Source organism: Arthrobacter sp. UYCu712, assembly GCF_040547005.1.
In the GTDB taxonomy this organism is placed as follows: domain Bacteria; phylum Actinomycetota; class Actinomycetes; order Actinomycetales; family Micrococcaceae; genus Arthrobacter.
Genome location: NZ_JBEPOZ010000003.1, coordinates 246,391 through 271,017, shown reverse-complemented (window position 1 = coordinate 271,017; position 24,627 = coordinate 246,391). Strand labels below are relative to the sequence as shown.

Sequence of the window (24,627 nt, the reverse complement as noted above, 5' to 3'; positions counted from 1 at the left end):
CAGGACCGTTCTAGGGTGGTACCCACCACACCACCCAGAGGAGACGCTGATGAGAGTTGCTGTAACCGGAGGAAGCGGAAAGCTGGGCCGGAGCGTGGTCCGCCGGCTGGGCGAAGACGGCCACGAGGTCACCAACCTGGATCGCACCGGCGCGCGCGGCCGCGGGTTCACCGAGGTGGACCTGCGGAACTACGGGCAGGTGCTGGACGTGTTCCTGGGCCTGGAGGACCGCCACGCCGGCTTCGACGCCGTCGTGCATCTGGCCGCGATCCCGGCCCCCGGGCATGCCCCGGACGCCGCGACCTTCGAGAACAACATGCTGGCCACCTACAACGTGTTCCAGGCGGCCCGCCGGGCCGGGATCGAGAAGATTGTGTATGCCTCCAGCGAGACGGTGCTGGGACTGCCGTTCGACGTCGACCCGCCCTATCTCCCCGTGGACGAGGAATATCCGGCCCGGCCGGAGAGCACGTACTCGCTGGTCAAGCACCTCGAGGAGCAGATGGCCATCCAGCTCACCCGCTGGGACCCGGAGCTGAGTATCACCGGCCTCCGGTTCTCCAACGTCATGGATCCGGACGACTATGAGGAGTTTCCCGCTTTCGACGCCGATGCGAGGCTGCGCAAGTGGAATCTCTGGGGCTACATTGACGGCCGGGACGGCGCCCAGGCCGTGGCCCGCGCCCTGGAGCACGGCAAGGCCGGCTTCGAGGCGTTCATCATCGCCAACGAGGACACCGTGATGAGCCGCTCCAGCGCGAGCCTCGCCGCAGAGGTGTTCCCCGACGTGAAGGTGGCCAAGGAGCTCGGCGAGCACGAGTCCTTGCTTTCGATCGACAAGGCGAAGCGGCTGCTGGGCTACGCCCCGGAGCACAGCTGGCGGAACTACCACTCGCTCCGCACCACCCCCACCGAAGACTGAGCCAGTCCCCAGAGATCCAAGAATTAAGGAGTTCCATGCAATACCGCACCCTGGGCAACAGCGGCGCCGTCGTCTCCAGCTACGCGCTGGGCACCATGACGTTCGGCGCCGAAGCCGGCGAGGAGCACTCCCACGCCATCCTGGACGACTACGTCGCGGCAGGCGGCAACTTCATCGACACCGCCGACGTCTACAGCTCCGGTGTCTCCGAGGAGATCATCGGCCGCTGGCTGGGCGCCCGCCCGGACGTCCGCGACCGGGTGGTGCTTGCCACCAAGGGCCGGTTCCCGATGGGGACGGCACCGAACGACGTCGGCACGTCCCGCCGGCACCTGACCCGGGCGCTGGACGCTTCGCTGCGCCGGCTGGGCGTGGAGCAGATCGACCTCTACCAGCTGCATGCCTGGGACCCGGTCACGCCGCTGGAGGAGACCCTGCGCTTCCTGCACGACGCCGTCAGCAGCGGCAAGATCGCATACTACGGCTTCTCCAACTTCCTCGGCTGGCAGCTGACGAAGGCCGTCCATGTGGCCAGGGCGCACGGCTGGAGCGCCCCCGTGACGCTGCAGCCGCAGTACAGCCTGCTGGTCCGTGAGATTGAGTCCGAGATTGTCCCCGCCTCGCTCGACGCCGGGATCGGCCTGCTGCCGTGGTCGCCGCTGGGCGGCGGCTGGCTCTCCGGCAAGTACAAGCGGGACCAGCCTCCAGCCGGCGCCACACGGCTGGGCGAAAACCCGGAACGCGGCATGGAGGCGTGGAAGGCCCGCAACGCCGATCCGCGGACCTGGGCAGTCGTCGAGGAAGTCGAGGAGATCGCCGGCCGGTACGGCGTGAGCGCCTCGCAGGTGGCGCTGGCCTGGCTGGTGGACCAGCCTGCCGTAACCTCCATCATCCTGGGAGCCCGCACCACCCTCCAGCTCGCCGACAACCTTGCGGCGGCGGAGCTCAGGCTCACCGAAGGGGAGATGCTGCGGTTGCGCGAGGTCAGCCGGCCGCGCGTCGGGGTCTACCCCTACGGGCCGATGGCCCAGGAACAGCGCAGCCGCAAGCTGGAGGGCGGCCGCTGACCGTCACTCGCCGGCTTTCCCGGATCCCCGCTGGTGGCTGGACCAGATGTCGCCCATTTCCTCGGTGGACTGCTCCACGATCCGGCTCATTGCGGCGTGTGCCGCGTCCGCCTCGCCGCGCTGGATGGCGCTGGCCACATCCACGTGCAGCTGCAGGGCCTCGTGGTGCGGCAGGCTTGGCATCAGTCCGTGCTCGGTGCGCCCGGTCAACACCTCGGTGACCAGGTTGTGCAGCTGGGAAAACATGGCGTTGCCGGAGGCCCGGAGCACCGCCGCGTGAAAGTCGATGTCGAGGCGGAGGAACTCATCATGGTCCCCGCGCTGGCCGGCCGACCATAGCCGGGCGGCCTGGGAGACGAGATCGCTGCCGGCATCCCATGACGCCCGCCCGGCGGCAAGGCGGGCGGCCTGCGGCTCGATCGCGCCACGGAGTTCATTCAGCGCCTGCAGCTGTTCCAGCCGTTTGGAGGATGCGAGCCGCCAGCGGATCACCTGGGGGTCGTACAGGTTCCAGGATTCCTCCGGCTGCACCACGGTGCCCAGCCGCCGCCGTGATTCCAGCATGCCCTTGGAGGAAAGCACCCGGGTGGCCTCCCGGACCACCGAGCGGGACACGCTGTGCTGCGCCTCAAGCTCGTCCAGCCGAAGGATGGAATGCGGGGCCAGGGTCCCCTCGGCGATCGCGAGTCCCAGGTTCTGGACCAGCACGGAGTGCAGGTCGGCCGGGAACTCCGCCTTTGGGGTTTTCATGAAATAAATCATACGGGTGGACGCAAGGGTCTTGTTTAAGTCTGCTTTATTTCTCTATGATCCTTTCAAGAGCAGATGTAAAGATGCATTTGCAGTCGGCTGGGCGTTCACGCCAGCCCTGAAAACCAAAGGAAGTCGTAATGAAGCGACGTTCAATTGCGAAGTTCGCGGCAGTCGCCGCGGTCCTGTCCCTGGGGCTCACCGCCTGCAGCGGCGGCAGCGGCAGCAACGACGCCAAGGCAGCAGGCACGGTCCGGGTCACGCTGGCCAACCACGTCTGGACCGAAGGCATCAAGGCAGCCATCCCCGAATTCGAGAAGTCCAGTGGCCTCAAGGTCGAGCTGACCCAGCTCGGCGAAGACCAGCTCTCTGATCAGTACAACGTCAAGCTCAACGCCGGCAGCGACGAGATCGACGTGATGATGTACCGCCCGCTCCAGGAGGGCAAGGCGTTCGCGAAGAACGGCTACCTCGCGGACCTGACGTCCAAGGTCTCCTCGGACGCCACGTGGGACTGGAAGGACTACCAGGAGGGCCCGGTCAAGGCCACCACCGCTGACGGCAAGGTGGTCGGCGTCCCGATCATCACCGAGCGCGAAGTCCTCTACTACCGCAAGGACCTGCTGCAGGCCGCCGGCCTCGGGGTTCCGAAGACCATGGAAGAGCTCGAAGCGGCCGCCAAGGCCATCAAGGCTTCCTCGCCGGATATCGCCGGCTTCGTGGCCCGCACCGGCAAGTCCGCCGCGGTCACCCAGTTCTCCAGCTTCCTGTACAGCTTCGGCGGCGACTTCACCGACTCCAGCGGCAAGTCCGCCGTCAACTCCGACGCAGCCAAGAAGGCCTACGCGTTCTACGGTGGCCTGATCCGCAACTACGGCCCCGCCAATGTCAGCACCGACATGAGCTGGCCCGAGGCGATGGCAATCTTCACCCAGGGCAAGGCCGCCTTCTACACCGAAGCCGACTCGCTCTACAAGAACGCCACCGACCCGGCCAAGTCCAAGGTCGCCGACACCGTCGGTTTTGCCGCCCTGCCCGCGGGCCCCGCCGGTTCCAAGCCGTACAACATCCCGTCGTGGGGCCTCGCTGTCAACCAGGCATCGGGCAACCAGGACAACGCCTGGAAGTTCATCCAGTGGGCCACCGGCAAGGAACGCACCCTGGCCGCACAGAAGGCCGGCGTCCCCGGACCCCGCGCCTCGGTCTGGGCCGACTCGGAGGGTACCTCCACCTACCCGAAGGACCTTGCCGAAGCCATTGCCGCGAGCGCCAAGAACGGCGTCGGCCACGACCGTCCCGAGGTTGTCACCGTCGGCAAGGCCCGCGAAATCGTAGGCGGACCGATCGTTGCCACCATCACCGGTGCTGACGCTTCCGCAGCCGCTGACACGGCCCACGAGGACTTCCAGAAGTTCCTGGATACCGAAAAGAAATAGCGCGCCCGGCGCGCTACGCGCCAGAGTGCTGATCAGCCCGGCGGGACGGTAGCCCCGTTGCCGTCCCGCCGCGGCCCGCTCTTCCCTTCACCCCCAACTCCTTAGGTGCACCATGTCTGTACTGAACCCTCCCCGCAGCGCGCCCGCCCGCAGCGCCGGCCGCCCTCCCGGTGCGCGGGAGAACTTCTCCGCCTGGGCCAACCAGCACCGCAAGTGGCTCTTCGCAGCCCCCGCGATGATCTTCGTCGGGGTCCTGATCGTCTTTCCTCTGGCCTGGACCCTGTACCTTAGCCTCACCGATTCGCAGGGCTCCGTCCGTGCCCCTTCGGAGTTCGTCGGGCTGCAGAACTATCTGAGCGTTCTCTCGGACACGGACCGCTTCTGGCCCGCCGTCGGCCGCACGCTGACCTTCACCGGCGTCGCCCTCGTCTGCGAGGTGGTGCTGGGCATGTGCATCGCGCTGCTGCTGTGGCGTCCGTTCCGCGGCGAAAAGTGGGTCCGCGTGGCCATCCTGCTCCCGCTGGTCGCGACCCCCGTGGCCGTCGGCATGATGTGGCGGCTGATCTTCGATCCCAACATCGGCTTCGCCAACCAGTTGCTCGGCATGATCGGCATCCCGCCCCAGCCTTGGCTCTCCGGCCAGGACACGGCGCTGGGCACCACCATCTTCATGGACGTGTGGCAGTGGACCCCCATGGTGGTGCTGATACTGCTCGCCGGCCTGACGTCCCTCTCCGAGGAACCCGATGAGGCGGCCCGGATGGACGGTGCCAATTCCTTCCAGCGCTTCTTCTTCATCACGCTGCCGCTCATGATGCCGACAGTGATCGTCGCCATCCTGCTCCGCGGCATCGACGCCCTCAAGACCTTTGACATCCTCTACGCCACCAAGGGCAAGGGCGGCGGTTCCTTCCACGAGGTGGAGACCCTCAACGTCTACGCCTACGGACTGAGCTTCGACTACAACCAGTACGGGCTGTCCTCCGCGGTGCTGATCCTGTTCTTCATGATCATCATCGGCTCCATGTGGCTGCTGACCATGCGCAAGAAAGCGGTAAGCAAATGACCGTACTGAACGAAAACACCGAAACCCGGACCGGCTCCGCGGCCGGGACCCCACGGGCCCCGCGCCGCCGGAAGCCCCTGGCCACCCGCGCGTATAAGGTCTTCCGCGTCCTGGCACTGATCGCCGTGGTGTTGTTCCTCGTCGCTCCGCTGTTCTGGATGCTGCTGGCGTCCTTCAAGACCAACGTGGACATCTACGACACCGGCAAGGCGCTGCTCTTCACCCCCACCGCCGAGAACTACGCCAACGTGCTGCAGCGCAACAACTACTTCGTCTTTATCTTCAACAGCTTCTGGGTGGCTTTTGTCTCCACGGTCCTGTCCCTGGTCCTGGGCGTCCCGGCGGCCTACGCCATGAGCCGCTTCACGATGCACCGCTCGGCCCTCGTGGTCCTGATGGCCCGCGTCATCCCCGGCGTCTCCCTGCTGGTGCCCTGGTACTACGTGTTCTCCAACCTGAGGATGGTGGGAGGCTTCGAGGTGCTGATCCTCAGCCACATGTTCGTCGCGCTGCCGCTGATCGTCTACATCATGATGAGCTACTTCGATTCGATGCCGCTGGAGCTGGAGGAATCAGCCCAGGTGGACGGGCTCACCCCGATCGGAGCCTTCCGCCGCATCACGCTGCCGCTCTCGGTCGCCGGCATCGCCACCGCCGGCATCCTGTCCTTCATCTTCTCGTGGAACAACTTCATGTTCGCCCTGGTGCTCTCCGGCTCCAAGACCAAGACCCTGCCGGTCGCGATCTTCGACTTCGTCTCCTACGCCAGCATCGACTGGGGCGGACTGATGGCGGCCGCCACCGTGGTCACCATCCCGATCATGATCATTGCGCTCTTCACGCAGAAGTACATCGTCTCCGGCATGACCGCCGGGGCGACCAAGGGCTAGGCACAGATGACACTCATCAGCAGGATTGAAACCTTCCTCGTCGCGCCGCGCTGGCTCTTCGTCCGGATCGAAACGGACAGCGGGATCGTCGGCTGGGGCGAGGCGACGTGCGAGGGCCGCAGCGAAACGGTGCGCACCGCCGTCGACCAGCTCTCCGAGCTGCTCATCGGCAACGATGCGCTCCGGATCGAGGACCACTGGCAGGTCATGACGAAGGGCTCCTTCTACCGCGGCGGGCCCATCCTGGCCAGCGCCGTGTCCGGCCTGGACCAGGCCCTGTGGGACATCGCGGGCAAGCACTTCAACACCCCGGTGCACCAGCTTCTCGGCGGCCACGTCCGGGACCGGATCCGGATGTATGGCTGGGTGGGCGGCGACGAGCCCAACGAGGTGGCAGACCAGATCAGCGCGCAGCTGGAGGTCGGGCTCACCGCCGTGAAGATGAACGCGAGCGGCCGGATGAGCCCCATCGCCTCCGTGGCCGAGCTCGACGGCGTCGTCCGCCGGGTGGCTGCCGCCCGCGAGGTCCTCGGGGACCACCGCGATGTCGCCGTTGACTTCCATGGCCGCTTCAGCCTCGCAAACGCCCGGCGGGTGGCGCCGCTGCTGGAACCGTACCGCCCCTTCTTCCTCGAAGAGCCGTTGGTTCCGGAAAACACCCACCTGCTGCGCGAGTTCACGTCCTCCACCACGACGCCGGTCTCTACCGGTGAGCGGCTCTACAGCCGGCAGGAATTCCTGCCCGCGCTGCAGGCCGGCATCGCCGTGGCCCAGCCTGACCTCTCCCACGCCGGCGGCATCACCGAGGTCCGCAAGATCGCCTCGCTTGCCGAGATCTACGAGGTCCAGCTCGCCCCGCACTGCCCGCTGGGCCCGCTGGCCCTGGCCGCCTGCCTGCAGGTGGGCTTCGCGACGCCCAACTTCCTGATCCAGGAACAAAGCATCGGCATCCACTACAACAAGGGCGCCGAAGTCCTGGACTACGTGGTGGACAAGTCCCCGCTGAAATTCGTGGACGGGCACATCGAACGGCTCACCGGCCCCGGGCTCGGGATCGAGATCGACGAGGCCGTGGTCCGCGCCGCGGACAAACGCGGTCATGCCTGGCGCGGTCCCGTCTGGCGGCACCCCGACGGCGCCTTCGCCGAATGGTGAACGCCCGCGTGGTAAGCGCCGGAACGGCAAACGCCGGAACGGTAAACGCCGGAACGGTAAACGCCGGAACGGTAAGCGCCGGAACGGTAAACGCCCCGACGAAGGAGAAGCCTGACATGGAGAACACCCTGACCGCCGGATCGCTGCTCGCCGGCATCCGGGAGACCCGGCTGGTGGCGATCGTGCGCGGAACGGACGGCACAGCCGCCGCCAAGGCGGCCCTCGCCGCGATGGAGGAGGGGTTCCGGTTCGTCGAAATCGCCCTCACCACGCCCAATGCCTTCGAGGCGATCAGCGCGGTCCGCGCGACGGCCCCGGCGGACTGCTTCGTCGGAGCCGGCACGGTGCTGACGGCGCAGGATGTTGACCGGGTAGCCGAGGCGGGAGGCCAGTTCATGGTGACCCCGTCGCTGGCAGAGTCGATCGCCGAATCGGCCCGGCTGGGACTGCCCGTACTGGCCGGTGCGCTGACCCCCAGCGAGGCCTACGAAGCCATGAACCGCGGCGCCACCGCGGTCAAGCTCTTCCCCGCCTCCATCGGCGGGCCGGGCTACCTCAAGGCGCTCCGCGATCCCTTTCCCGGGATCCCGTTCATCGCCGTCGGCGGGGTCGGTCTCCGCGAGGCAACGGCTTACTGGGAAGCCGGGGCCATCGCCGTCGGGCTCGGCGGACCGCTGTTCGGCGACGCCGGCTCCGGCGGCGACCTCGCCCCGATGCGCGACCGGGCCCGCGGCTTCGTGGACCTCGCCGCCGAATTCGCCCGCAGGTCCGGCGCGGAGATCCTGCGGTGACGGCCGCCGTCGGCCCCGCATCCGCCCCGCCGGCCGTTGACCTGCTCACCTTTGGCGAGTCCATGGTCTCGCTTCGGTCCGCCGGTCCGCTGTCCGCCGGCGGCAGCCTGGGCATGCACGTGGCCGGGGCAGAGTCGAACGTGGCTGTCGGGGTCGCCCGGCTCGGGCACAGCGTCAGCTGGGCCGGGGTGCTCGGCGCCGACCCGCATGGCGAGTTTATCCTGCGGCAGCTGCGCGCCGAGGGGATCGCACTGCGGCACCGGATTCACGCCGCCCGGAACACCGGCGTGATGTTCCTCGAACAACGCACGGCGGATGTCACCCGGGCCTTTTACTACCGCGCCGGTTCCGCCGGATCCACCCTCGGCCCCGAGGACCTGGACCGCGCACTCACGGCCGGCGCCCGGATCCTGCACCTGACCGGCATCACGGCCGCCCTGAGCCCGGACGCCCGGAAGGCCGTGGAGTACGCGGCCGAGCGCGCCGCCGCCGAAGGCATGGAAGTCTCCCTGGACGTCAATTACCGCAGCAAGCTGTGGTCCCGGGAGGAGGCCCGCGCCGTTCTCACGCCCCTCGCCCGCTACGCCAGCATCGTGATCGCCTCCGACGACGAGCTCGGCCTGGTCGCGGGCGGCGCGGGCCCGGCCGGAACATCGTACGCCGGTGCCGCAGATGTCGCCGACGCCGGTGCCGATGCCGCCGAAACAGCCATGGCCGCCGAACTGCTGGAGCACGGGGTCCGTGAAGTCGTGGTCAAGCGCGGTGCCGCCGGCGCCGGCGTGCACACCGCCGGCGGACGCTGGGAGGCGCCCGCAGTCCCCGTGACCAGCATCGATACCGTGGGAGCCGGGGACGCTTTCACTGCCGGCTACCTTTCCGCCCTGCTCGACGGCGCCGACGTCGCCGGCCGCCTGCAACGCGGCGCCCTGGCGGGAGCCTTTGCCGTCAGCACCGCCGGGGACTGGGAAGGACTGCCCGGCCGCGCGGAGCTGGCGCTGCTGGGCGCCACGCCCAGCGGAACCACGCAGCGCTAGGCCGCGCACACCCCGCCTTTCAAGCCGAACCAACCGTATTCAATCCAACATGGAAAGCCTGGACCAGCTGTGAAAATTATTGCCGCGGAAGTCTTCGTGACCAGTCCGTCCCGTAACTTCGTCACTCTCCGGATCACGACCGAGGACGGGGTGACCGGGATCGGGGATGCGACGCTGAACGGGCGTGAGCTCGCGGTGGCCGCGTATTTGAGGGAGCATGTCGTGCAGCTGCTGATCGGGAAGGATCCGCACCGGATCGAGGACACCTGGCAGTTCCTGTACCGGTCCTCGTACTGGCGGCGGGGTCCGGTGACGATGGCCGCGATCGCCGCGGTGGACATGGCGTTGTGGGATATCAAGGGCAAGATGGCCGGGATGCCGGTCTACCAGCTCCTGGGCGGGGCGTCCCGGAACGGGCTGCGCGCGTACGGGCACGCCTCGGGTGCGGATCTGGAGTCGTTGTTCGATTCGGTCCGGGAGCACCTGGAGCTCGGCTACAAGTCGGTCCGGATCCAGACCGCGGTGCCGGGGATCAAGGCCGTGTACGGGGTCGCGGCGCAGGCGCAGGCCTCGGGGGAGCGCTACGACTACGAGCCCGCGGGCCGGGGCGCGTTCCCGGTCGAGGAGGACTGGGACACCAGGGCGTATCTGCGGCACCTGCCGTCGGTGTTCGAGGCGGTCCGGAACGAGTTCGGCCCGGAGCTGCCGCTGCTCCACGACGGGCATCACCGGATGACCCCGATCCAGGCCGCGAAGCTGGGCAAGGCGCTGGAACCCTATGATCTGTTCTGGCTCGAGGACTGCACGCCGGCGGAGAACCAGGAGGCGCTGCGCCTGGTCCGGCAGCACACCACGACGCCGCTGGCGATCGGGGAGATCTTCAATACCGTCTATGACTACCAGACCCTGATCAAGGAACAGCTGATCGACTACGTCCGGGCCGCGTCCACGCACTTCGGCGGGATCAGCCCGTTGAAGAAGGTGATGGATTTCGCCGCGCAGTACCAGATCAAGTCCGGTTTCCACGGCCCCACCGACATCTCCCCGGTCGGGTTCGCCGCGCAGCTGCACGTGGGCCTGGCGATCCACAACTACGGCATCCAGGAATACATGCAGCACTCGGATGCGACCAACGAGGTGTTCGAGCAGTCCATGACGTTCGTGGACGGCTACCTGCACCCGGGCGAGGCGCCCGGCATCGGCGTCGAATTCAACGAACAAGCCGCCGCGGCCTACCCCTACCAGCAGGCCTACCTGCCCTACAACCGCCTCGTCGACGGAACAGTCCACGACTGGTGACCGGCCACGACTGGTGACCGGCCACGGCTGGAAACCATCCCTGAGGCACCAAAAAGGTCCCGGGCGGCGAGTCGATGCTCTGCCGCCCGGGACCTGGCTCTTTTGAGGCCGCTCTCAGCGTCCGGTTTTCAGGTGCCTCAGTGAACGAGTTCCTGGGTCATTCCGAAGGGGACCTGGTCGGAGAGTGCCGCAGTGTAGTGGCCCGGCTTGTGCCGCGTGAGCAGGATTCCGTGCGTACCCGTGGTCATGGCGAGCTCTTGCAGCCCGCGGACGGCGTCGTTGAGTCGCTCGTCGAGGACGTGCCGGTTGTCGACCTGGATCTCAATGGACTTGGTAATGGTAGTCATTGCTCAGTCTTTCTTGGAGTACTTCTAGTCGGCCCCAATGGATTCAGGAACACTAACGTCATATTTATTGACGCGTCAAATCACCACACCGTGTCCGCGCCGAGCCCGGCAGTCGGCAAATCCCGGCACGTCGCGGCCCGGGGCGTTGACCTGCAGTTCCATCGCGGCGCTGGTGGTCCCCGTGAGTCTGGTCACCGGCATCACTGCGGGCAGGGCGAGAGATGCTCGTGGACACAGAGGATGCTGCCGTCCTGAGCCCGGGAGAAGACGGTGGTCTCGCGTTCATCGCTCGTTTCGCGGCCACCTTCCCGGTCGATCTGGACTCTCGCGGCCACACGGTGCGAAAACACTGCAGTACGGCCCAGAAGCTGGATGTTCTGCTCGCTGCTCCGGCATTCCAGCACACGCCAGCCGCCGGCGAGCCAGCTGTTCCAGAGCGTGCGGCAGGCGGCCCGGGAACCGAGGCTCTGGTACTCCGGATGGAATATGAACGTCGCCTCGGGGCTGAAGGCTGCGAAGTAGGCCTCGGTGTCCGTCGCCGCGAAGGCGGCCACCAGGCGGTCCGCTGCATCCTGTACTTCTTCGCGGCTGAGGGCGCCGGGCTCCGGAAGTGCCTCCGGCGCGGCCAGCGGCCGGGCGACGGCGCGGACCGGCGCCGCACAATCGGCGGAACCGCGATAATCTTCAGCGGGAATGTCTTAACACATTGCAGAGGCGGAATACGGAACATGACCGAGGAACAAACCGGGAAATCGCCGGGCCGGTGGCGGGTTTTCCATGACAAGTTCATCGTGGAGGAACGCTTCATGGCCGAGCCTGCACGGAAGAATCTCTACCGGATCGCCGTCGGGCTCATGATCATCGGGTCCGTGCTGTTCGTCGTCCTCCTCGCCGGCGTGCTCCAGAACGGCGGCCTCAGCTCCCTGGACGAACCTGTGCGCTCCTGGCTCCTCACGCTGCGCTCCGAGCCGTTGACCAGCATCATGATCTTCCTCGCAATCGTCTTCGGGCCGGTGGCCCTGCCGATCATCATCCTGGTGGTGACCGCGGCCTGGGGCCTGTTGGCCAAACACGCCTGGCGGCCCATGCTGCTCGCCGGGGCCATGCTGACCGGAGTGATCCTGGCCCAAGCCATCGGCCGGACCGTGGGCAGGCAGCGCCCGCCGGTGGACTTGATGCTCTTCGGGCCAGACACCACTTTCTCCTTCCCCTCCGGACACGTCCTGGGAGCCTGCGACTTCCTCCTCGTCACGACCTTCCTCATCTTCTCGAGGCGCCGGAACCCCAAGGCCGCCGTCGCCGGCTTTGGGGTCGCCGGAATCGGGATCTTCTTCGCGTCGGTCAGCCGGCTCTATCTGGGCTATCACTGGACCACCGACGCGCTGGCCTCGCTGTCCATCTCCTTCGTGGTGCTGGGCGCGGTGATCGCCCTCGACACGTGGCGAACCGCCCGCATCCCCGGCGAGCAGATCACCGGGACCCGCTCGAAGGCCGACACCAGCCAGGACTAGCCGCCCTTGCCCGGGCAGTGCCGGCGGTGCGACAGTGGGCCATGGCCACCGAAGACGACGTCCGCCAAGCTGCCCTGGCACTGCCGGGCGTGACGGAGCGGCCCAGTTGGGGCAGGCCCGCGTGGTTCGCCGGCACGCTGATGGCCAGAATCTGGGAGGACGGGGTCCTTACGGTCAAGACGGAGGAGCGCGAGGCGCTCGCCGGAACGGACCCTGAAACGTACTTCTGGACCCCGCACCATGACCGCTCGCCGCTGCTGGTCCTGGTCCGGTTGGACCGGATCGAGGCCGTGGAACTAGGCGAGCTCCTGGCGGAGTCCCACCGCCTTGCCGGCGGACGACGGCGGTAGCCACAGCCAGGCGCGTGTCCGGGTCAGGGCGCCGGATCGGCGGGTGTGCACGTGGCCGCAGGAACGCGCGCCCGGGCGCGTTTCAGCTCGCTCCGCAGCCGGGCATTGGCCGCTTCCAGCTCGAGGACCTTGGCCACCCCGGCCAGGTTGAGTCCTTCCTCCAGCAGTTCGCTGATCCGTCCCAGCACGGCGAGGTCCGTCTCGCTGTACTGCCGGGTCCCGCCGGCTGTGCGGTCCGGCCTGAGCAGCCCTCTCCGCTCGTAGAGCCGGATGTTCTGCTGTCCGGTCCCGACGAGATGGGCCACCACGGAGATCGCGTACAGGCCCACGTCCGTTCCGCGTTCCGCCATAGTGCTCCTCCGCCCGGTCCAAAATTCCCTGTTGCAACAGTTTGGCACTGGTGCTATAAAAAATCTATATTCACCACCACAGATACTGGTTGGATAGCGGAGATCACAGGAATCCCGTCAGAAGGAGTGGATCATGATGTTGATGCGTACCGACCCGTTCCGGGAGCTGGACCGCCTGACGCAGCAGGTCCTCGGCACGGTGGCGCGGCCCGCTGCCATGCCGATGGACGCCTGGCAGGAGGACGGCGAGTTCGTCGTCGCATTCGACCTGCCCGGGGTCAACGTTGACTCGGTGAATCTTGACATTGAACGCAACGTCCTCACAGTCCAGGCTGAACGGCGCGATCCGACGCAGCCCAACGTGGAGCTGATCGCCGCTGAGCGGCCACGCGGCGTGTTCAGCCGCCAGCTGATCCTCGGCGACACCCTGGACACCGAGAAAGTCAAGGCCACCTACGCGGACGGCGTCCTGACGCTCCGCATTCCGGTGCTGGAAGCGGCTAAACCGCGGAAGATCGAGATCTCCCACACGCAGGACAATCTGCACCAAATCTCGAAGTAGCGGGTAGCCGCAGGGCAACGGACCGGCGCCCGCCGTGGCCGCATTCCCGCCGCCGGGCGGTCCGACAGCTGTCTGCGCTCCGACACAAGGGAAAAGCACACTAGAAGGAGGCCAGCCATGAGTGCGTGGCGCCGCTACGATTCCCACGTGATGCCGGTCTTCCGGGAGCGCTTCGAGGAGCGGTGGGGCGAGGGGACAGCACCGTTCCTTGACCCGGAAGCGTACGAGGCGCCACTTCCCCGGGCGCAGTGGATCAACATCGAGACGGGCGCCGCACTCGCGGTGGTTCCTGTCTGGACCGCCGACGACATCCAGCACCGCTCGTTCGGCGTGTTCTATCTGCCGCCGGCCGGCGATATATGGGTGCTCCGGCCGGGGTACACCGGGTACCTGGAACCGTCAGTGGATGAGGCCGAGCACCTCCTCTCGCTGAGGAACGATGCCTTCAAGAAGGCGGTGGCCCACGCCAAGGAATTCCTCTACGGACCCGGGGGATCCATGTACTGAGGGCCGGGCGCGCCTAAAATCAATCAACTGCCTGAACTACTTAAGGGACACCACCGATGAATGCTTCCGCCAAGAATCTGGCTGCGCTGCTGCCGCCGAGTTTCACCCTGGGGGTGGCGACCTCCGCGTTCCAGATCGAAGGGGCGCTGGACGAGGATGGCAGGGGTCCCTCCGGCTGGGACGTCTTTGCGGCGAAACCCGGCTCGATCGTGGAAGACCAAAGCCCCGCGGTCTCCTGCGACCACTATCATCGGATGCCCCAGGATGTGGCGCTGATGAAGGAACTGGGGATCGATTCCTACCGGTTTTCGCTGTCTTGGTCGCGTATCCAGCCCGGCGGCAGCGGGCCGGTGAATCCGGCCGGCCTGGACTTTTATGACCGGCTGATCGATCTGCTGCTGGCCAACGGGATCAGCCCCATGGCCACCCTCTACCACTGGGACACTCCGTTGCCGCTGGACGAGGCCGGTGGATGGATGAACCGGGACACTGCCTACCGGCTCGGGGAGTTCGCCGCCATCGCCGCGGCGGCGTACGGCGACCGCGTGGCCCGCTGGGTCACCGTGAACGAGCCGGCCACCGTCACCACCAACGGCTACGCCCTGGGCATACACGCGCCCGGCGAAGCGCTGATGCTGAAGGCGCTGCCCAGCGTCCACCACCAGCTGCTGGGCCACGGGTTGTCCCTGCAGGCGCTCCGGGCAGCGAAGGTGGCTGGTGAAGTCGGCATCACCAACGTGTACTCCCCGATGGTTCCGGCCTCCAGCAACCCGCTGGACAAGGTCAGCGCCGGACTCATGGACACAGCCCAGAACCGGCTGTACGCGGATCCGGTGCTAGTGGGGAAGTATCCGGACATGATCCGGGCAGCCACGTTGTTCTCCTCGGCATTCAGCCCGTCCAGCGAGGACATGGAGCTCATTTCACAGCCGCTGGATTTCTACGGCCTCAACTACTACATGCCGACGCGGGTCGGATCCGGGCCCGGGGACGGCACCGTGCCGGAAGGAATGGCGGAGGCGATGGGGGACGACCTCAGCGGCACTCCGGGTGCGCCTTTCCATATCGCCACGTTCCCGGACACCGAGACCACCGCCTACGGCTGGCCGATCAAACCGGAATACATGTCCGTGGCGCTGGCCGAGATGGCGGAGCGCTACCCGGACCTGCCGCCCGTCTATATCACCGAGGGCGGCGCAAGCTTCGAGGACGTGCTGGTCCGCGACGATGCATCAAACAGCACGATCATCCCCGACGAGCGGCGGCTGCGGTTCCTGGCGGACCACATCGGAACAGCCGTGCAGTCCACGTCGCCGGGCGGGGCCGCCGAGTCGATCGATCTGCGCGGCTACTACGTGTGGTCTCTCATGGACAATTTTGAGTGGTCCGGCGGCTACAACCAGCAGTTCGGCCTGGTGCACGTCGACTTTGACACCCAGGTGCGCACGCCCAAAGCCTCATTCTACTGGCTCCAGGAGCTCCTCGCGGCCCGCCATCAGGGCGCGGGCCCCGGTGGCCACTCGGCTGCCGGCGCGGGGGCTCCGGCGCCCGGTTCCGACGCCGAACGCCCGCACCCGGTGGGTTAGAGCAGCTTGAGCGGCTGTAGGCCTTTGGCCATGCCTGCGCCGTCGGGGGAGTAGATCCACGGGACAGGGGAATCTGTGTGGTCCCCGGTTTCCGAGTGTCCGCCGGCCAGCACGGCTTCCCCGGCTGAAAGCTGCCGGATGCAGATGGCTGCCACCGCGTCCGGGTGCCGCTGCGCGAAGTCGGAATAGATCGCTTCATCGTGCTGGCCGTTGTCTCCGAAGAGCAGCCAGCGCATGTGAGGGAATTCCTCGGCGAGAAGTTCCAGGTTCCGCCGCTTGTGGTCCTGGCCGCTGCGGAACCAGCGGTCATTGGTAAGGCCCCAGTCGGTGAGCAGCAGGGCACCGGAGGGGTACATGTTCCGGGTGATGAACCGGGCCAGCGTCGGGGCCGCGTTCCACGGTCCCGTGGACAGGTAGATCACGGGGGCCTCCGGATGCTCCACGAGGAGCCGGTCCATCAGGACTGCCACGCCGGGCGTTGCCATCCTGCCCCGTTCGTTCAGCACGAACGTGTTCCAGAGGGCAAGAAAGGGCCGGGGGAGGGCCGTCACCATGATCGTGTCATCGATGTCCGAGACGATCCCCAGCCTGGTGTCGGGGGAGATAACGAACACCTTGGCTTCCACCGGCTCGGTTCCGGCGGCCCGCAGCTTGGCCGTGTGCCAGCCCGGGGGGAGCGACACCTGCACAACGGTGTCCACGAGACCGCCGCGGTCCGCCCGCACACGTGCCTTCACGCCGCCAATCTCGATTTCCACTTCCGTGAACTGGATCGGGACGGACGTGAAGGCGCGCCAGCCGCGGATGTTCTGGTTGCCGTTCTGGGCCGCGAACTCCGCCCGGCTGCCGGGGGTCGCCTTGCTCGTCAGCACTACCCGGCCAAGCACGCGGACCCAGCCCGTGGAGCCGTAGCCCTGGTACGCGATGGTCTGCGGAATGAAGTGCCAGCGTCGGGCCGCCTTGAGCCGCAGCCCGTTGACGGCGTCCGATACCCAGTGGGCCAGCCGGAACGCTTTGTTGCCGGAGACCGGTGGCTGCTGGGGTGAGTGCTGCGTTGCCAAATCCATGCCTCCACTCTCCCACAGCGGACCGCCCGGGAACGGAATACGTCAGGCAACGCCGGTTCAGGCGTCCCCCGGCATCAAGCACAACGCGGCGGCGTTGCGCACGGCGTAGCCGCCGCCGTCGTTGTTGAAATACACGAAGACGTCCTTCCCGGCGGCCCGCCACTCGCTGACCCGGTCCGCCCACCAGCGAAGGTCAGCGTCGGAATACGATCCGCCGGAGAGATGCTCGTGATCCGGCCCGTGCAGCCGGCCCGGCGGCAGCTGGACCAGGAGTACGGCCCGCTTGTCCGCCAGCTCGTGCCAGCAGCGCGCAATCCGTTCCACCCAGACCCCGGGGGAGTAGAGCTTTCCTGCCGTGGGTCAGGCCGCGCGGGGCCCTCACGGACAGGAGGAAACGCTCCGGCAGCCGGCGGTGCCAGCTCGCGAAGGACGCTTCCCGCGGCCAGCGGTAAAAGCTGGCGTTCAGTTCCACCGTGACGAACCGGGCCGCGTAATGCGCGAGCCGGTCCCGGGCAGGGAGCCCGGGCGGGTAGAGCACACCCTCCCAGTGGCCATAGCTCCAGCCGCTGGTTCGGACGTGAAGAGTGCCCGGTCCTATGGCCAGTTGTTCCCGACCTCCCGTTCTTTCGGCATGTTTGGATCCTAGTCCCGGGCGGCATCGGCCCTGGCCTGCTCCGGGTGTGGCACTGTAAGTCCCATGGCACGCATCGAGGATTATGCAATGGTCGGCGATCTGCACACCGCAGCCCTGATCAGTACCGAAGGCTCCATCGATTGGCTGTGCCTGCCGCGCTTCGATTCGCCGGCCTGTTTCAACGCCCTGCTGGACACCCCGGAATCAGGTCGCTGGCTGCTGGCTCCGGAGGGCGGCGGCGAATGCACACGGCGGCGCTACCGCAAGGACACGCTGATTCTGGAAACGGAATGGGAGACTCCGAGCGGCAAGGTCAGGGTCATCGACTTCATGCCGCCGCGCGACGCCGTGGCGGACATCGTGCGGATCGTGGTGGGGGTCCGCGGCACGGTCCGGATGCGCGGCGAGTTGGCGTTGCGCTTCGACTACGGGCACATCGTTCCCTGGGTCCGCCACGACGCGCACGGGATCCACGCGGTGGCCGGACCCGACGCCGCCTACCTCGTGACGAAGGCGCCGCTGCGGGGCGAGCGGCTGCAGACCATCAGCGACTTCACCATCAAGGCGGGGGAGCGGGTGCCGTTCGTGCTGACCTGGACGCCGAGCCATCTGCGCCGGCCGCGGACCGTGGACCCCGAAAAAGCCCTGGTCTCCACCGAGTCCTTCTGGCAGCGCTGGTCCGCCCGGTGCACCGTCACCGGCACCTACCGCGAGGCCGTCCTGCGCTCGCTGATCACGCTGAAGGCGCTTACTTTCGCGCCAACCGGTGGAATCGTGGCGGCCGTGACCACGTCCCTGCCGGAGGAGCTCGGCGGCACGCGGAACTGGGACTACCGGTTCTGCTGGCTCCGCGACGCCACCCTGACGCTTCAGGCGTTGCTGGCCGCCGGCTACACGGAGGAGGCCGCCGCGTGGCGGGACTGGCTGCTGCGGGCCGTGGCCGGCGACCCCGCGGACCTGCAGATCATGTACGGAATCCACGGTGAGCGCCGGCTGCCGGAGGCGGAACTTCCCTGGCTGCGCGGCTATGAGGGCTCTTTCCCGGTGCGGACCGGAAACGGTGCGGCGGGGCAGCTGCAGCTGGACGTCTGGGGTGAGGTGCTGGACTGCCTGTCGCTGACCCGGAACTCGCTCCTGGAGCACACGGATGAATCCTGGGATGTCCAGGTGGCGCTGATGGAACACCTCGAGAAGGCCTGGGGCTGGCCGGACAACGGGCTCTGGGAGATGCGCGGGCCGCGGCGGCATTTCACCCACTCCAAGGTCATGGCCTGGGTGGCGGCGGACCGTATGGTCAAGGGCATCCGGGACTTCGGCCTGACCGGCCCGGCGGACCGTTGGGAGGAACTGCGCGACACCATCCACGCCGAGGTGATGGCCAAAGGATTCGACGCCGAACGCAACACCTTCGTGCAGTCCTACGGGAGTCCGGAGGTTGACGCGAGCCTGCTGCTCATCCCGCGGGTGGGTTTCCTGCCGCCGGATGACCCGCGCATAATCGGCACCATCGAGGCAGTCCAGCGCGAACTCACCCACGACGGCTTCCTGCGCCGTTACAAACCGGCCGAGAGCGACGACGGCCTGCCGGGCGAGGAGGGGGTGTTTATCGCCTGTTCCTTCTGGCTGGTGGAAGCGCTGCTGGGGGCCGGCCGGCACCACGAGGCCAAGGAGCTGTTCGAGCGGCTGCTCGCGCTGCGCAACGACGTCGGACTCCTCAGCGAGGAGTGGGGGGTGGAGGAAGGCCGGCAGCTGGGCAATACGCCGCAGGCGTTCAGCCACTTTGCGCTCGTGATGAGCGCCCTGGAGTTGAAGGCTGACGGCGTGCACCGCAGCGACACCCCGCTCGGCGGCGCCTGAACCGTGCCTCCAGCGACCCCGGTTCCTTTTTGAGCATCAATAAGTATACTTACTAATATCCCGGTGTGGGGTCGAGGATAGAAGGAGTGTGCGATGGCTGGATATTTCGAGCTCGTGGACGCGCCCGACGGCGGCTACCGGATTCGGATGCTGGACGGAGCAGGAACCCTGATGGCAATTTCAGTCACGTTTCCCACCAAGCGGGCCGCGGTGGCCGGCGTGGCCCAGGCCCGCGAGATCGCCGGCACCGGCCTGATCCGGGACCGCAGTTCGGACGGACAATCGGCGGAGATGACGCCGGGGCCACGCGTCATTCGCCGGACGCCCGGCGGGGCCAACCGCGGCACGGCGCTGAGCGTTGGATCGCTCGCGGCGGGAAAGAGAGCGCGTGCACACCGCTGATCCGGCCCCAACCGGCCAGCCAGGGCTGCCCGGCGGTCAGCGAGCGGCCGTACTGTTCGACGTCGACGGCACCCTGGTCGATTCGTGCTACTTCCACACCACCGCGTGGTGGCAGGCGTTCCGGCAGGCGGGGTACGACGTCCCCATGGCCAGCATCCACCGTTCAATCGGGATGGGCGGGGATAAGATCCTCGCCAGCCTCCTGCCTGCCGAGCGGGATCACTCCGCGGACAGCACGATCATGGCATCGCACGCGGCCGTGTTCGCCACCTTCTGGCCGGCCCTTCGACCCCTGGACGGCGCCAAAGAGCTGCTGGCCCGGTGCCATGAGAGTGGGCTTGCCGTCGCCCTGGCCTCCTCGGCCCGGGACCGCGACCTGGAAATCCTCCGCGCCACCATCGGGGCGGACGCATTCATTGATGCTGCCACGAGTTCCAGCGACGCAGCGGAGAGCAAACCCGCCCCGGACATCCTCGTCGCAGCCCTCAAGGCAGTGAACGTGCAGTCCCTGGACGCCGTCTATGTGGGCGACGCCGTCTGGGACATCTACGCGGCCGGGAAGCTCGACATCCCGGCTATCGGACTGACGTGCGGCGGCACCAGCGAAGCCGAACTCCGCGACGCCGGCGCCGTCGAAATCTACGCCAGCCCGCAGGCGCTGCTCGAGAACCTCACGGCCAGCGCCATCGGACAACTCGCCGCCCGCGCGCGCGGGTAGAGAGCCGCCCCGGGCGCCGGCAGGCGGTGTCGTCAGCCGTGGAACTTCCGCCAGGCCTTCAGGAAGTCCGCCTCCGAGCGCGCCGCCAGCGACTCCTCCCTGGCGTGCAGGCGGCCGTAGGTAAAGCCGTTCTCGCCGCTGCGCCGGGAGCGCATGCCGAGGTCCGCCAGCAGGGCACGCGCCATCACCGTGTCGTGATGCAGCCCGAGGGTTGTTTGGATCCTGCGCGCCGCCTTGGCAGTCTTGCGGATCCGCTTCGCGGCGCTGCCTCCGGTGGCGGTGGCGGCCAGCTCGGCGGAATACCGCAGCCGCTTCGCCGCCTTGCGCACCTCGTGCAGCCCGGCGTCCAGGGCGGGGGCGTTGCCGCCGGCCCCCGGCGGGAGGGCCTCCACGGCACGGAGCAGCCGGGCGGAATTGCCGGCGACGAATTTCCGGAACGCCCGCCGCGGCCGCCGGGATGCCTTCTGCGACAGCTTGTCGGTGCCGAGGAGCGACTCGAGGCCGGCGACCAGCCGCGCGTAGCGTTCACTGTCCAGCGCCGCGAGGGCGCCCCGGCGGCCGGCGGCTGCGGCGGCGTCCAGCTCTTCCGCAATGTGCCGGGCGGCCGGGCCCAGGACCAGCTCCTCGGGTTCGGAGGCGAGGAGCTCATCGAGCCGGGCGTGGATGACGGCGGGGTCACGGGCCGCGCCCAGCGCCTCGGAGAACCAGCGCAGCTCGGACCGGATCCCCTGCGGGCCGGCGCCGGCGAAGAGGTTGCGGCCGGTGGCCAGCACGGAACGAAGGCGGCGGGCCGCGACGCGCATCTCGTGGACGGATTCGGCGTCGTCGTCGCGTACGCCGGGCTCGTGCCGCCGCAGTTCAGCGAGCTGTTGTGTGAGGTAGCCCAGCAGGACGTCCCCGGCGGTCGGTGCCATGCTTCACCTTACTCTTGGCCGCAAGGGCCCGGCCGCCTGGCCCGGACCGCCGTTACAGTGGGTCCATGAATGCATTGGGGGAGGACGGAACGCGGCCGGACCGGCGGAATTTCCTGGCCCGGCTGGCGGTGCCCGTGCTTGCGGCGGCGCTCCTGCTGGCGGGACTGCTTTTGACCATGGTCCCGGCGCGCACGGAGACCGTCGGCTGGTTCGCTTATGCGCCGCTGTCACAGCAGCCCTTCCCGGTCCAGGGCCTCCTGCTGATCGGGACCGAGGCGTGGGTGGGAATCGCGATGATCAGCCTGGGACTCCTGATCCTCGCGTTCTGGACCGGATATCTCTTCGGTGTCCGCACGAGGCAACCCGGGAGCGGCCAGTCCCCTGTCCCCGCGAGGTGATCGTTCACGGCAATGCTTGCGCCGGACACTGCCGTGAAATGTCATCTCGGCATACGCTAGCGGGGCATCCAACTTCCCGAACCGCAGCACCGCCAGCCAGGAGTCCCGCATGACACGACATCACCAATTCGGCCCGGTCGCCGTCGTCACCGGCGCCGGTTCAGGGATCGGCAGGGCGGTAGCGCGGCTGATGCTCGCCGAGGGCTACCGGGTGGTGCTTGCCGGCCGGCGGGAGGCGCAGCTGCTGGAGACCGCCGCCGGCCACGCCCAGGCGTTCGCCGTCCCCTGCGACGTCACAGTGCCCGACGACGTCGAGCGGCTGTTCGCAGCGGTGCTGCAGCGCTGGGGACGGGTGGACGTGCTGTTCAACAACGCGGGCGTGTTCGGCCCCGCCGCCTCGGTGGACGAGATTAGTGTCGCGGACTGGGACGCGACCGTGGCGGTGAACCTTACGGGGGCCATGCTGTGCGCGGCGGCGGCGGTCCGGGCCATGAAGGCGCAGTCCCCGCAGGGCGGGCGGATCATCAACAACGGCTCGATCGCTGCCCATTCACCGCGGCCGCGGACCGTGGCGTACACGGTCACCAAGCACGCCATGACCGGGCTGACCAGGAGCATTGAACTGGACGGCCGCGGCTTCGGCATCACCTGCGGGCAGATCGACATCGGCAACGCGGCCACGGAACTCGTGGACGAGATCGGCGTCGGGTCCGGCGCGATGCAGGCCGACGGCAGCCGCCGCGCCGAGCCGACGTTTCCCGTGGACGACGCCGCCCGGGCCGTGCTGATGATGGCAGGGATGCCGCCGTCGGCCAGTGTCGGCTCAGTGGTGATCACGGCCGCGGGAATGCCGTTCATCGGGCGCGGCTGAGCGGGATATTCCGGGCGCTGCCTGCCCACCCGGCTAGGATCGGCTCATGATCGCAAACAAGGGGTTGGCGCTGTTCCGCGGCTGGTTCGCGATGCTGGGCTTCATGGCCGTGTTCTTCCAGCTGTTCCACCTGCTCCAGAACGCTCCCGGCGCTTCGGTCTGGAACTACTTCAGCTACTTCACCATCGAATCCAACGTGATTGCCTTTGTCACGCTGGCTGTGGCCGCCCGGCAGGCGTGGACGGGAGGGAGCCCCCGGTGGCTGGAGCTCCTGCGGGGCGCGGCGACGGTGTACATGACAATCACCGGGATCGTCTACTCGCTGCTGCTCAGCGACGTCGAGGTCAACACGCCTGTGCCCTGGGTCAATGTGGTGCTGCACTTCACGATCCCCACCGTCATGGTGATCGACTGGCTGGTCGACCTTCCGGGCACGCGTATTTCCGTGCGTCAATCCCTGGTCTGGCTGGCCTTTCCGCTGCTGTATCTCGTGTACAGCCTGGCCCGTGGTCCGTTCGTGGACTGGTACCCCTACCCGTTCCTCGACCCGGGCGCCAACGGCTACGGGTTCGTGGCGGTCATGTCGCTCCTGATCGCCGTCGGCGCCTTTGCCATTGCCGCCGTCGCGGCACTGTCCACCAGGCTGCTGACGGTCCCGCATCCGGTCTCGGCACCGCCGTCCCCGCTGGACCTGGCCCTCTAGAACGGGAGCCCTCTAGAACGGGAGCACTAGAGCGGCAGCAGCCCGGAGAGGTCGGCCCGCAGCCCCGATGCGGCGACGCGGCCGAGGCTCACGGCGTCCGCCCAGCTCAACTGCCCGCTGACCATGGCCAGCCAGGTGGCGGCGTCGCACTCGATGACGTTCGGGGGAGTGCCGCGGGTATGCCGCGGGCCTTGCACGCATTGGGTGACGCCGAACGGCGGCACCCGGACTTCCACGGAGTTCCCCGGCGCCCGTGCCGTGATTTCCTCCAGGGCGTAGCGCACCGCCGTCGCGAGGGTGGTTCGGGGGACGGCGGGGGAGTCCCCGCCGTCGCCGGCGGCCAGCCAGGCGGCCAGCGCCGAGCGTCCCTCCTCGACCGGAATCCGGCGCCGCGAAACAACCACGGTGGTGCCTAGTCCAGCAGCGCGGAGACGGCCTGGCCAAGGCGGATCTTGCCCACCGGGCGGCCGCCGCCAAGGACGGGGTCGACCACCTTGTCCAGCACGCTCGAGACCTCCGGGATGTCGACGGCGCCGGAGGCGGCCAGGAGCGTCAGGCCGACGAGTGTCGTGGCACGGATGTTGCCGTCGAGGACCTTGATGGACACGGAGACGCCCTGGCGGGTGGCCATGACCAGTACGCCCTCGGCGCCGATTTTCGCGAGGATGCCGAGCTCGTCCATGACGATGGTGTTGCTCTCGCCCCGGCCCTGCACCGCCCACGGGTAGTCCAGCATGGACGTGGCGATGGTGGCGGCGCGGGCGTTGGAGTTCTTGTCGCCGGGGGCCTTGGCCAGTTTCGAGAACGCCCGGGCAAGCCCTGTCAGCGAGACGGCGGCCACGGGGGCGCCGCAGCCGTCGATGCCGAGGTGGGCGATTCGTTCGTCGCAGTACTCCTCGATCACGGAACGGATCCGCTGCTGCAGCGGGTGGTTGGGCTCGAGGTAGCTGTGGGTGTCCCAGCTGTTCTCCGTGCAGGCCCAGAGGAACGCGGCGTGCTTGCCGGAGCAGTTGAAGGCCAGGCGGGACTTGCCGCGCTCGGAGTGGATCAGCCAGTTCCGCGCGGTCTCGTCCTGCGGCCAGTCGGCGGGGCACTGCAGCTGCTCCTCCTTGACCCCGGCGGCCTTCAGCATGCCCTCGACCACGTCCATGTGGTCCAGGGAGCCGACGTGGCTGCCGCAGGCAATCGCGGCCTGCGCCCCGCGCAGGGGCACGCCGGACTGCATGGCGGCCAGGGCCTGCAGCGGCTTGAGCGTGGACCGGGCGAAGATCGGGGTGGTGATGTCGCCGAGTTCGGTGACCACGGTTCCGTCGGCGGCCAGGACTACGGCGGAGCCGATGTGGCGGGACTCGATGAAACCGCTGCGTTCAACGACTGCCAGTTCGACGGCGGATTCGACTGTGAAGGTGGCATGCGAATTCAGGGGCATATGGCAAGTCT

28 protein-coding genes and 1 pseudogene are annotated in these 24,627 nt (G+C 67.9%); 20 read left to right on the top strand and 9 right to left on the bottom strand.

The window, feature by feature from the left end; genetic code table 11:
- Positions 1-49 precede the first annotated feature (49 nt).
- Entirely contained in the window at positions 50-922 is an 873-nt protein-coding gene (locus ABIB51_RS05020) for an NAD-dependent epimerase/dehydratase family protein (RefSeq protein WP_354186060.1), read from the top strand.
- A 35-nt stretch (positions 923-957) separates the two neighbouring features.
- Complete coding sequence (locus ABIB51_RS05015; RefSeq protein ID WP_354186058.1) at positions 958-1,989, top strand: aldo/keto reductase; 1,032 nt, start codon at positions 958-960, stop codon at positions 1,987-1,989.
- 3 nt (positions 1,990-1,992) lie between these two features.
- Here the strand turns inward: ABIB51_RS05015 and ABIB51_RS05010 are convergent, their stop codons facing one another.
- Positions 1,993-2,739, bottom strand: a complete 747-nt coding sequence (locus tag ABIB51_RS05010; protein WP_354186057.1) for a FadR/GntR family transcriptional regulator — start codon at positions 2,737-2,739, stop codon at positions 1,993-1,995.
- Positions 2,740-2,879: 140 nt separating this feature from the next.
- Here ABIB51_RS05010 and ABIB51_RS05005 point away from each other — a divergent pair, with 140 nt between their 5' ends.
- The 7 genes from ABIB51_RS05005 to manD all read left to right on the top strand — a co-directional run bounded on the left by ABIB51_RS05005 (position 2,880) and on the right by manD (position 10,410).
- A complete protein-coding gene (locus ABIB51_RS05005) occupies positions 2,880-4,175 on the top strand; it encodes an ABC transporter substrate-binding protein (RefSeq protein ID WP_354186055.1) in 1,296 nt (431 codons plus the stop codon).
- Positions 4,176-4,287: 112 nt separating this feature from the next.
- Entirely contained in the window at positions 4,288-5,241 is a 954-nt protein-coding gene (locus tag ABIB51_RS05000) for a carbohydrate ABC transporter permease (RefSeq protein WP_354186053.1), read from the top strand.
- Entirely contained in the window at positions 5,238-6,131 is an 894-nt protein-coding gene (locus ABIB51_RS04995; RefSeq protein WP_354186051.1) for a carbohydrate ABC transporter permease, read from the top strand. The genes ABIB51_RS05000 and ABIB51_RS04995 overlap by 4 nt, the downstream gene beginning before the upstream one ends.
- 6 nt (positions 6,132-6,137) lie before the next feature.
- Positions 6,138-7,286, top strand: coding sequence for a galactonate dehydratase (gene dgoD, locus ABIB51_RS04990; RefSeq protein ID WP_354186049.1), 1,149 nt, complete (start codon positions 6,138-6,140; stop codon positions 7,284-7,286).
- Positions 7,287-7,402: 116 nt separating this feature from the next.
- Positions 7,403-8,077 (top strand): bifunctional 4-hydroxy-2-oxoglutarate aldolase/2-dehydro-3-deoxy-phosphogluconate aldolase, encoded by a 675-nt coding sequence (locus ABIB51_RS04985; protein WP_354186047.1) that lies wholly within the window; start codon positions 7,403-7,405, stop codon positions 8,075-8,077.
- Positions 8,074-9,111: a sugar kinase gene (locus tag ABIB51_RS04980; RefSeq protein ID WP_354186045.1), complete on the top strand. Its 1,038-nt coding sequence runs from the start codon at positions 8,074-8,076 to the stop codon at positions 9,109-9,111. Before ABIB51_RS04985 ends, ABIB51_RS04980 begins: the two co-directional genes overlap by 4 nt.
- 69 nt (positions 9,112-9,180) lie before the next feature.
- The gene (manD, locus tag ABIB51_RS04975) at positions 9,181-10,410 is read left to right on the top strand and encodes a D-mannonate dehydratase ManD (protein WP_354186043.1); all 1,230 of its coding nucleotides are present in this window, start codon (positions 9,181-9,183) and stop codon (positions 10,408-10,410) included.
- Positions 10,411-10,547: 137 nt separating this feature from the next.
- Here the strand turns inward: manD and ABIB51_RS04970 are convergent, their stop codons facing one another.
- Both ABIB51_RS04970 and ABIB51_RS04965 read right to left on the bottom strand, forming a co-directional pair.
- The gene (locus ABIB51_RS04970) at positions 10,548-10,757 is read right to left on the bottom strand and encodes a hypothetical protein (RefSeq protein WP_354186041.1); all 210 of its coding nucleotides are present in this window, start codon (positions 10,755-10,757) and stop codon (positions 10,548-10,550) included.
- Between the two features lie 200 nt (positions 10,758-10,957).
- Positions 10,958-11,386, bottom strand: coding sequence for a YybH family protein (locus ABIB51_RS04965; protein WP_354186202.1), 429 nt, complete (start codon positions 11,384-11,386; stop codon positions 10,958-10,960).
- 99 nt (positions 11,387-11,485) lie between these two features.
- Here ABIB51_RS04965 and ABIB51_RS04960 point away from each other — a divergent pair, with 99 nt between their 5' ends.
- A complete protein-coding gene (locus ABIB51_RS04960) occupies positions 11,486-12,268 on the top strand; it encodes a phosphatase PAP2 family protein (RefSeq protein ID WP_354186039.1) in 783 nt (260 codons plus the stop codon).
- 41 nt (positions 12,269-12,309) lie between these two features.
- The gene (locus ABIB51_RS04955; RefSeq protein WP_354186037.1) at positions 12,310-12,618 is read left to right on the top strand and encodes an MmcQ/YjbR family DNA-binding protein; all 309 of its coding nucleotides are present in this window, start codon (positions 12,310-12,312) and stop codon (positions 12,616-12,618) included.
- A 23-nt stretch (positions 12,619-12,641) separates the two neighbouring features.
- Here ABIB51_RS04955 and ABIB51_RS04950 read toward each other — a convergent pair whose 3' ends face one another.
- The gene (locus ABIB51_RS04950; protein WP_354186035.1) at positions 12,642-12,968 is read right to left on the bottom strand and encodes a MerR family transcriptional regulator; all 327 of its coding nucleotides are present in this window, start codon (positions 12,966-12,968) and stop codon (positions 12,642-12,644) included.
- A 136-nt stretch (positions 12,969-13,104) separates the two neighbouring features.
- Between ABIB51_RS04950 and ABIB51_RS04945 the strand changes: the two genes are divergently transcribed.
- The 3 genes from ABIB51_RS04945 to ABIB51_RS04935 all read left to right on the top strand — a co-directional run bounded on the left by ABIB51_RS04945 (position 13,105) and on the right by ABIB51_RS04935 (position 15,623).
- Complete coding sequence (locus ABIB51_RS04945; RefSeq protein ID WP_354186200.1) at positions 13,105-13,530, top strand: Hsp20/alpha crystallin family protein; 426 nt, start codon at positions 13,105-13,107, stop codon at positions 13,528-13,530.
- 117 nt (positions 13,531-13,647) lie between these two features.
- Positions 13,648-14,037, top strand: a complete 390-nt coding sequence (locus ABIB51_RS04940; RefSeq protein ID WP_354186033.1) for a hypothetical protein — start codon at positions 13,648-13,650, stop codon at positions 14,035-14,037.
- 56 nt (positions 14,038-14,093) lie between these two features.
- The gene (locus tag ABIB51_RS04935; RefSeq protein WP_354186031.1) at positions 14,094-15,623 is read left to right on the top strand and encodes a GH1 family beta-glucosidase; all 1,530 of its coding nucleotides are present in this window, start codon (positions 14,094-14,096) and stop codon (positions 15,621-15,623) included.
- On the opposite strand, the gene ABIB51_RS04930 is transcribed toward ABIB51_RS04935, so the two are convergent.
- Together ABIB51_RS04930 and ABIB51_RS04925 are read right to left on the bottom strand one after the other, a co-directional pair.
- Positions 15,620-16,690 carry an App1 family protein phosphatidate phosphatase gene (locus ABIB51_RS04930; RefSeq protein WP_354186029.1) on the bottom strand — a complete coding sequence of 357 codons (1,071 nt, stop codon included), beginning with the start codon at positions 16,688-16,690 and terminating at the stop codon, positions 15,620-15,622. The genes ABIB51_RS04935 and ABIB51_RS04930 overlap by 4 nt on opposite strands.
- Positions 16,691-16,747: 57 nt before the next feature.
- A pseudogene (locus tag ABIB51_RS04925) lies at positions 16,748-17,294 on the bottom strand (DUF72 domain-containing protein).
- Between the two features lie 93 nt (positions 17,295-17,387).
- Here ABIB51_RS04925 and ABIB51_RS04920 point away from each other — a divergent pair.
- From ABIB51_RS04920 to ABIB51_RS04910, 3 genes are all read left to right on the top strand, one after another.
- The gene (locus ABIB51_RS04920; protein WP_354186027.1) at positions 17,388-19,181 is read left to right on the top strand and encodes a glycoside hydrolase family 15 protein; all 1,794 of its coding nucleotides are present in this window, start codon (positions 17,388-17,390) and stop codon (positions 19,179-19,181) included.
- Positions 19,182-19,274: 93 nt separating this feature from the next.
- Positions 19,275-19,583: a hypothetical protein gene (locus tag ABIB51_RS04915; RefSeq protein ID WP_354186025.1), complete on the top strand. Its 309-nt coding sequence runs from the start codon at positions 19,275-19,277 to the stop codon at positions 19,581-19,583.
- Entirely contained in the window at positions 19,570-20,301 is a 732-nt protein-coding gene (locus ABIB51_RS04910) for an HAD family hydrolase (protein ID WP_354186023.1), read from the top strand. The genes ABIB51_RS04915 and ABIB51_RS04910 overlap by 14 nt, the downstream gene beginning before the upstream one ends.
- Positions 20,302-20,333: 32 nt before the next feature.
- Here the strand turns inward: ABIB51_RS04910 and ABIB51_RS04905 are convergent, their stop codons facing one another.
- Positions 20,334-21,215 (bottom strand): CHAD domain-containing protein, encoded by an 882-nt coding sequence (locus ABIB51_RS04905; protein ID WP_354186021.1) that lies wholly within the window; start codon positions 21,213-21,215, stop codon positions 20,334-20,336.
- A 65-nt stretch (positions 21,216-21,280) separates the two neighbouring features.
- Between ABIB51_RS04905 and ABIB51_RS04900 the strand changes: the two genes are divergently transcribed.
- The 3 genes from ABIB51_RS04900 to ABIB51_RS04890 all read left to right on the top strand — a co-directional run bounded on the left by ABIB51_RS04900 (position 21,281) and on the right by ABIB51_RS04890 (position 23,187).
- Entirely contained in the window at positions 21,281-21,613 is a 333-nt protein-coding gene (locus ABIB51_RS04900; RefSeq protein WP_354186019.1) for a hypothetical protein, read from the top strand.
- A 109-nt stretch (positions 21,614-21,722) separates the two neighbouring features.
- Positions 21,723-22,484, top strand: a complete 762-nt coding sequence (locus ABIB51_RS04895) for an SDR family oxidoreductase (protein WP_354186017.1) — start codon at positions 21,723-21,725, stop codon at positions 22,482-22,484.
- A gap of 46 nt (positions 22,485-22,530) precedes the next feature.
- Positions 22,531-23,187 carry a Pr6Pr family membrane protein gene (locus ABIB51_RS04890; RefSeq protein WP_354186015.1) on the top strand — a complete coding sequence of 219 codons (657 nt, stop codon included), beginning with the start codon at positions 22,531-22,533 and terminating at the stop codon, positions 23,185-23,187.
- Positions 23,188-23,213: 26 nt separating this feature from the next.
- Here ABIB51_RS04890 and ABIB51_RS04885 read toward each other — a convergent pair whose 3' ends face one another.
- Together ABIB51_RS04885 and ABIB51_RS04880 are read right to left on the bottom strand one after the other, a co-directional pair.
- On the bottom strand, positions 23,214-23,591 hold the full coding sequence (locus ABIB51_RS04885; protein WP_354186013.1) for a sterol carrier family protein: 378 nt from the start codon (positions 23,589-23,591) through the stop codon (positions 23,214-23,216).
- Positions 23,592-23,599: 8 nt separating this feature from the next.
- Complete coding sequence (locus ABIB51_RS04880) at positions 23,600-24,616, bottom strand: asparaginase (RefSeq protein WP_354186012.1); 1,017 nt, start codon at positions 24,614-24,616, stop codon at positions 23,600-23,602.
- Positions 24,617-24,627: the final 11 nt, after the last annotated feature.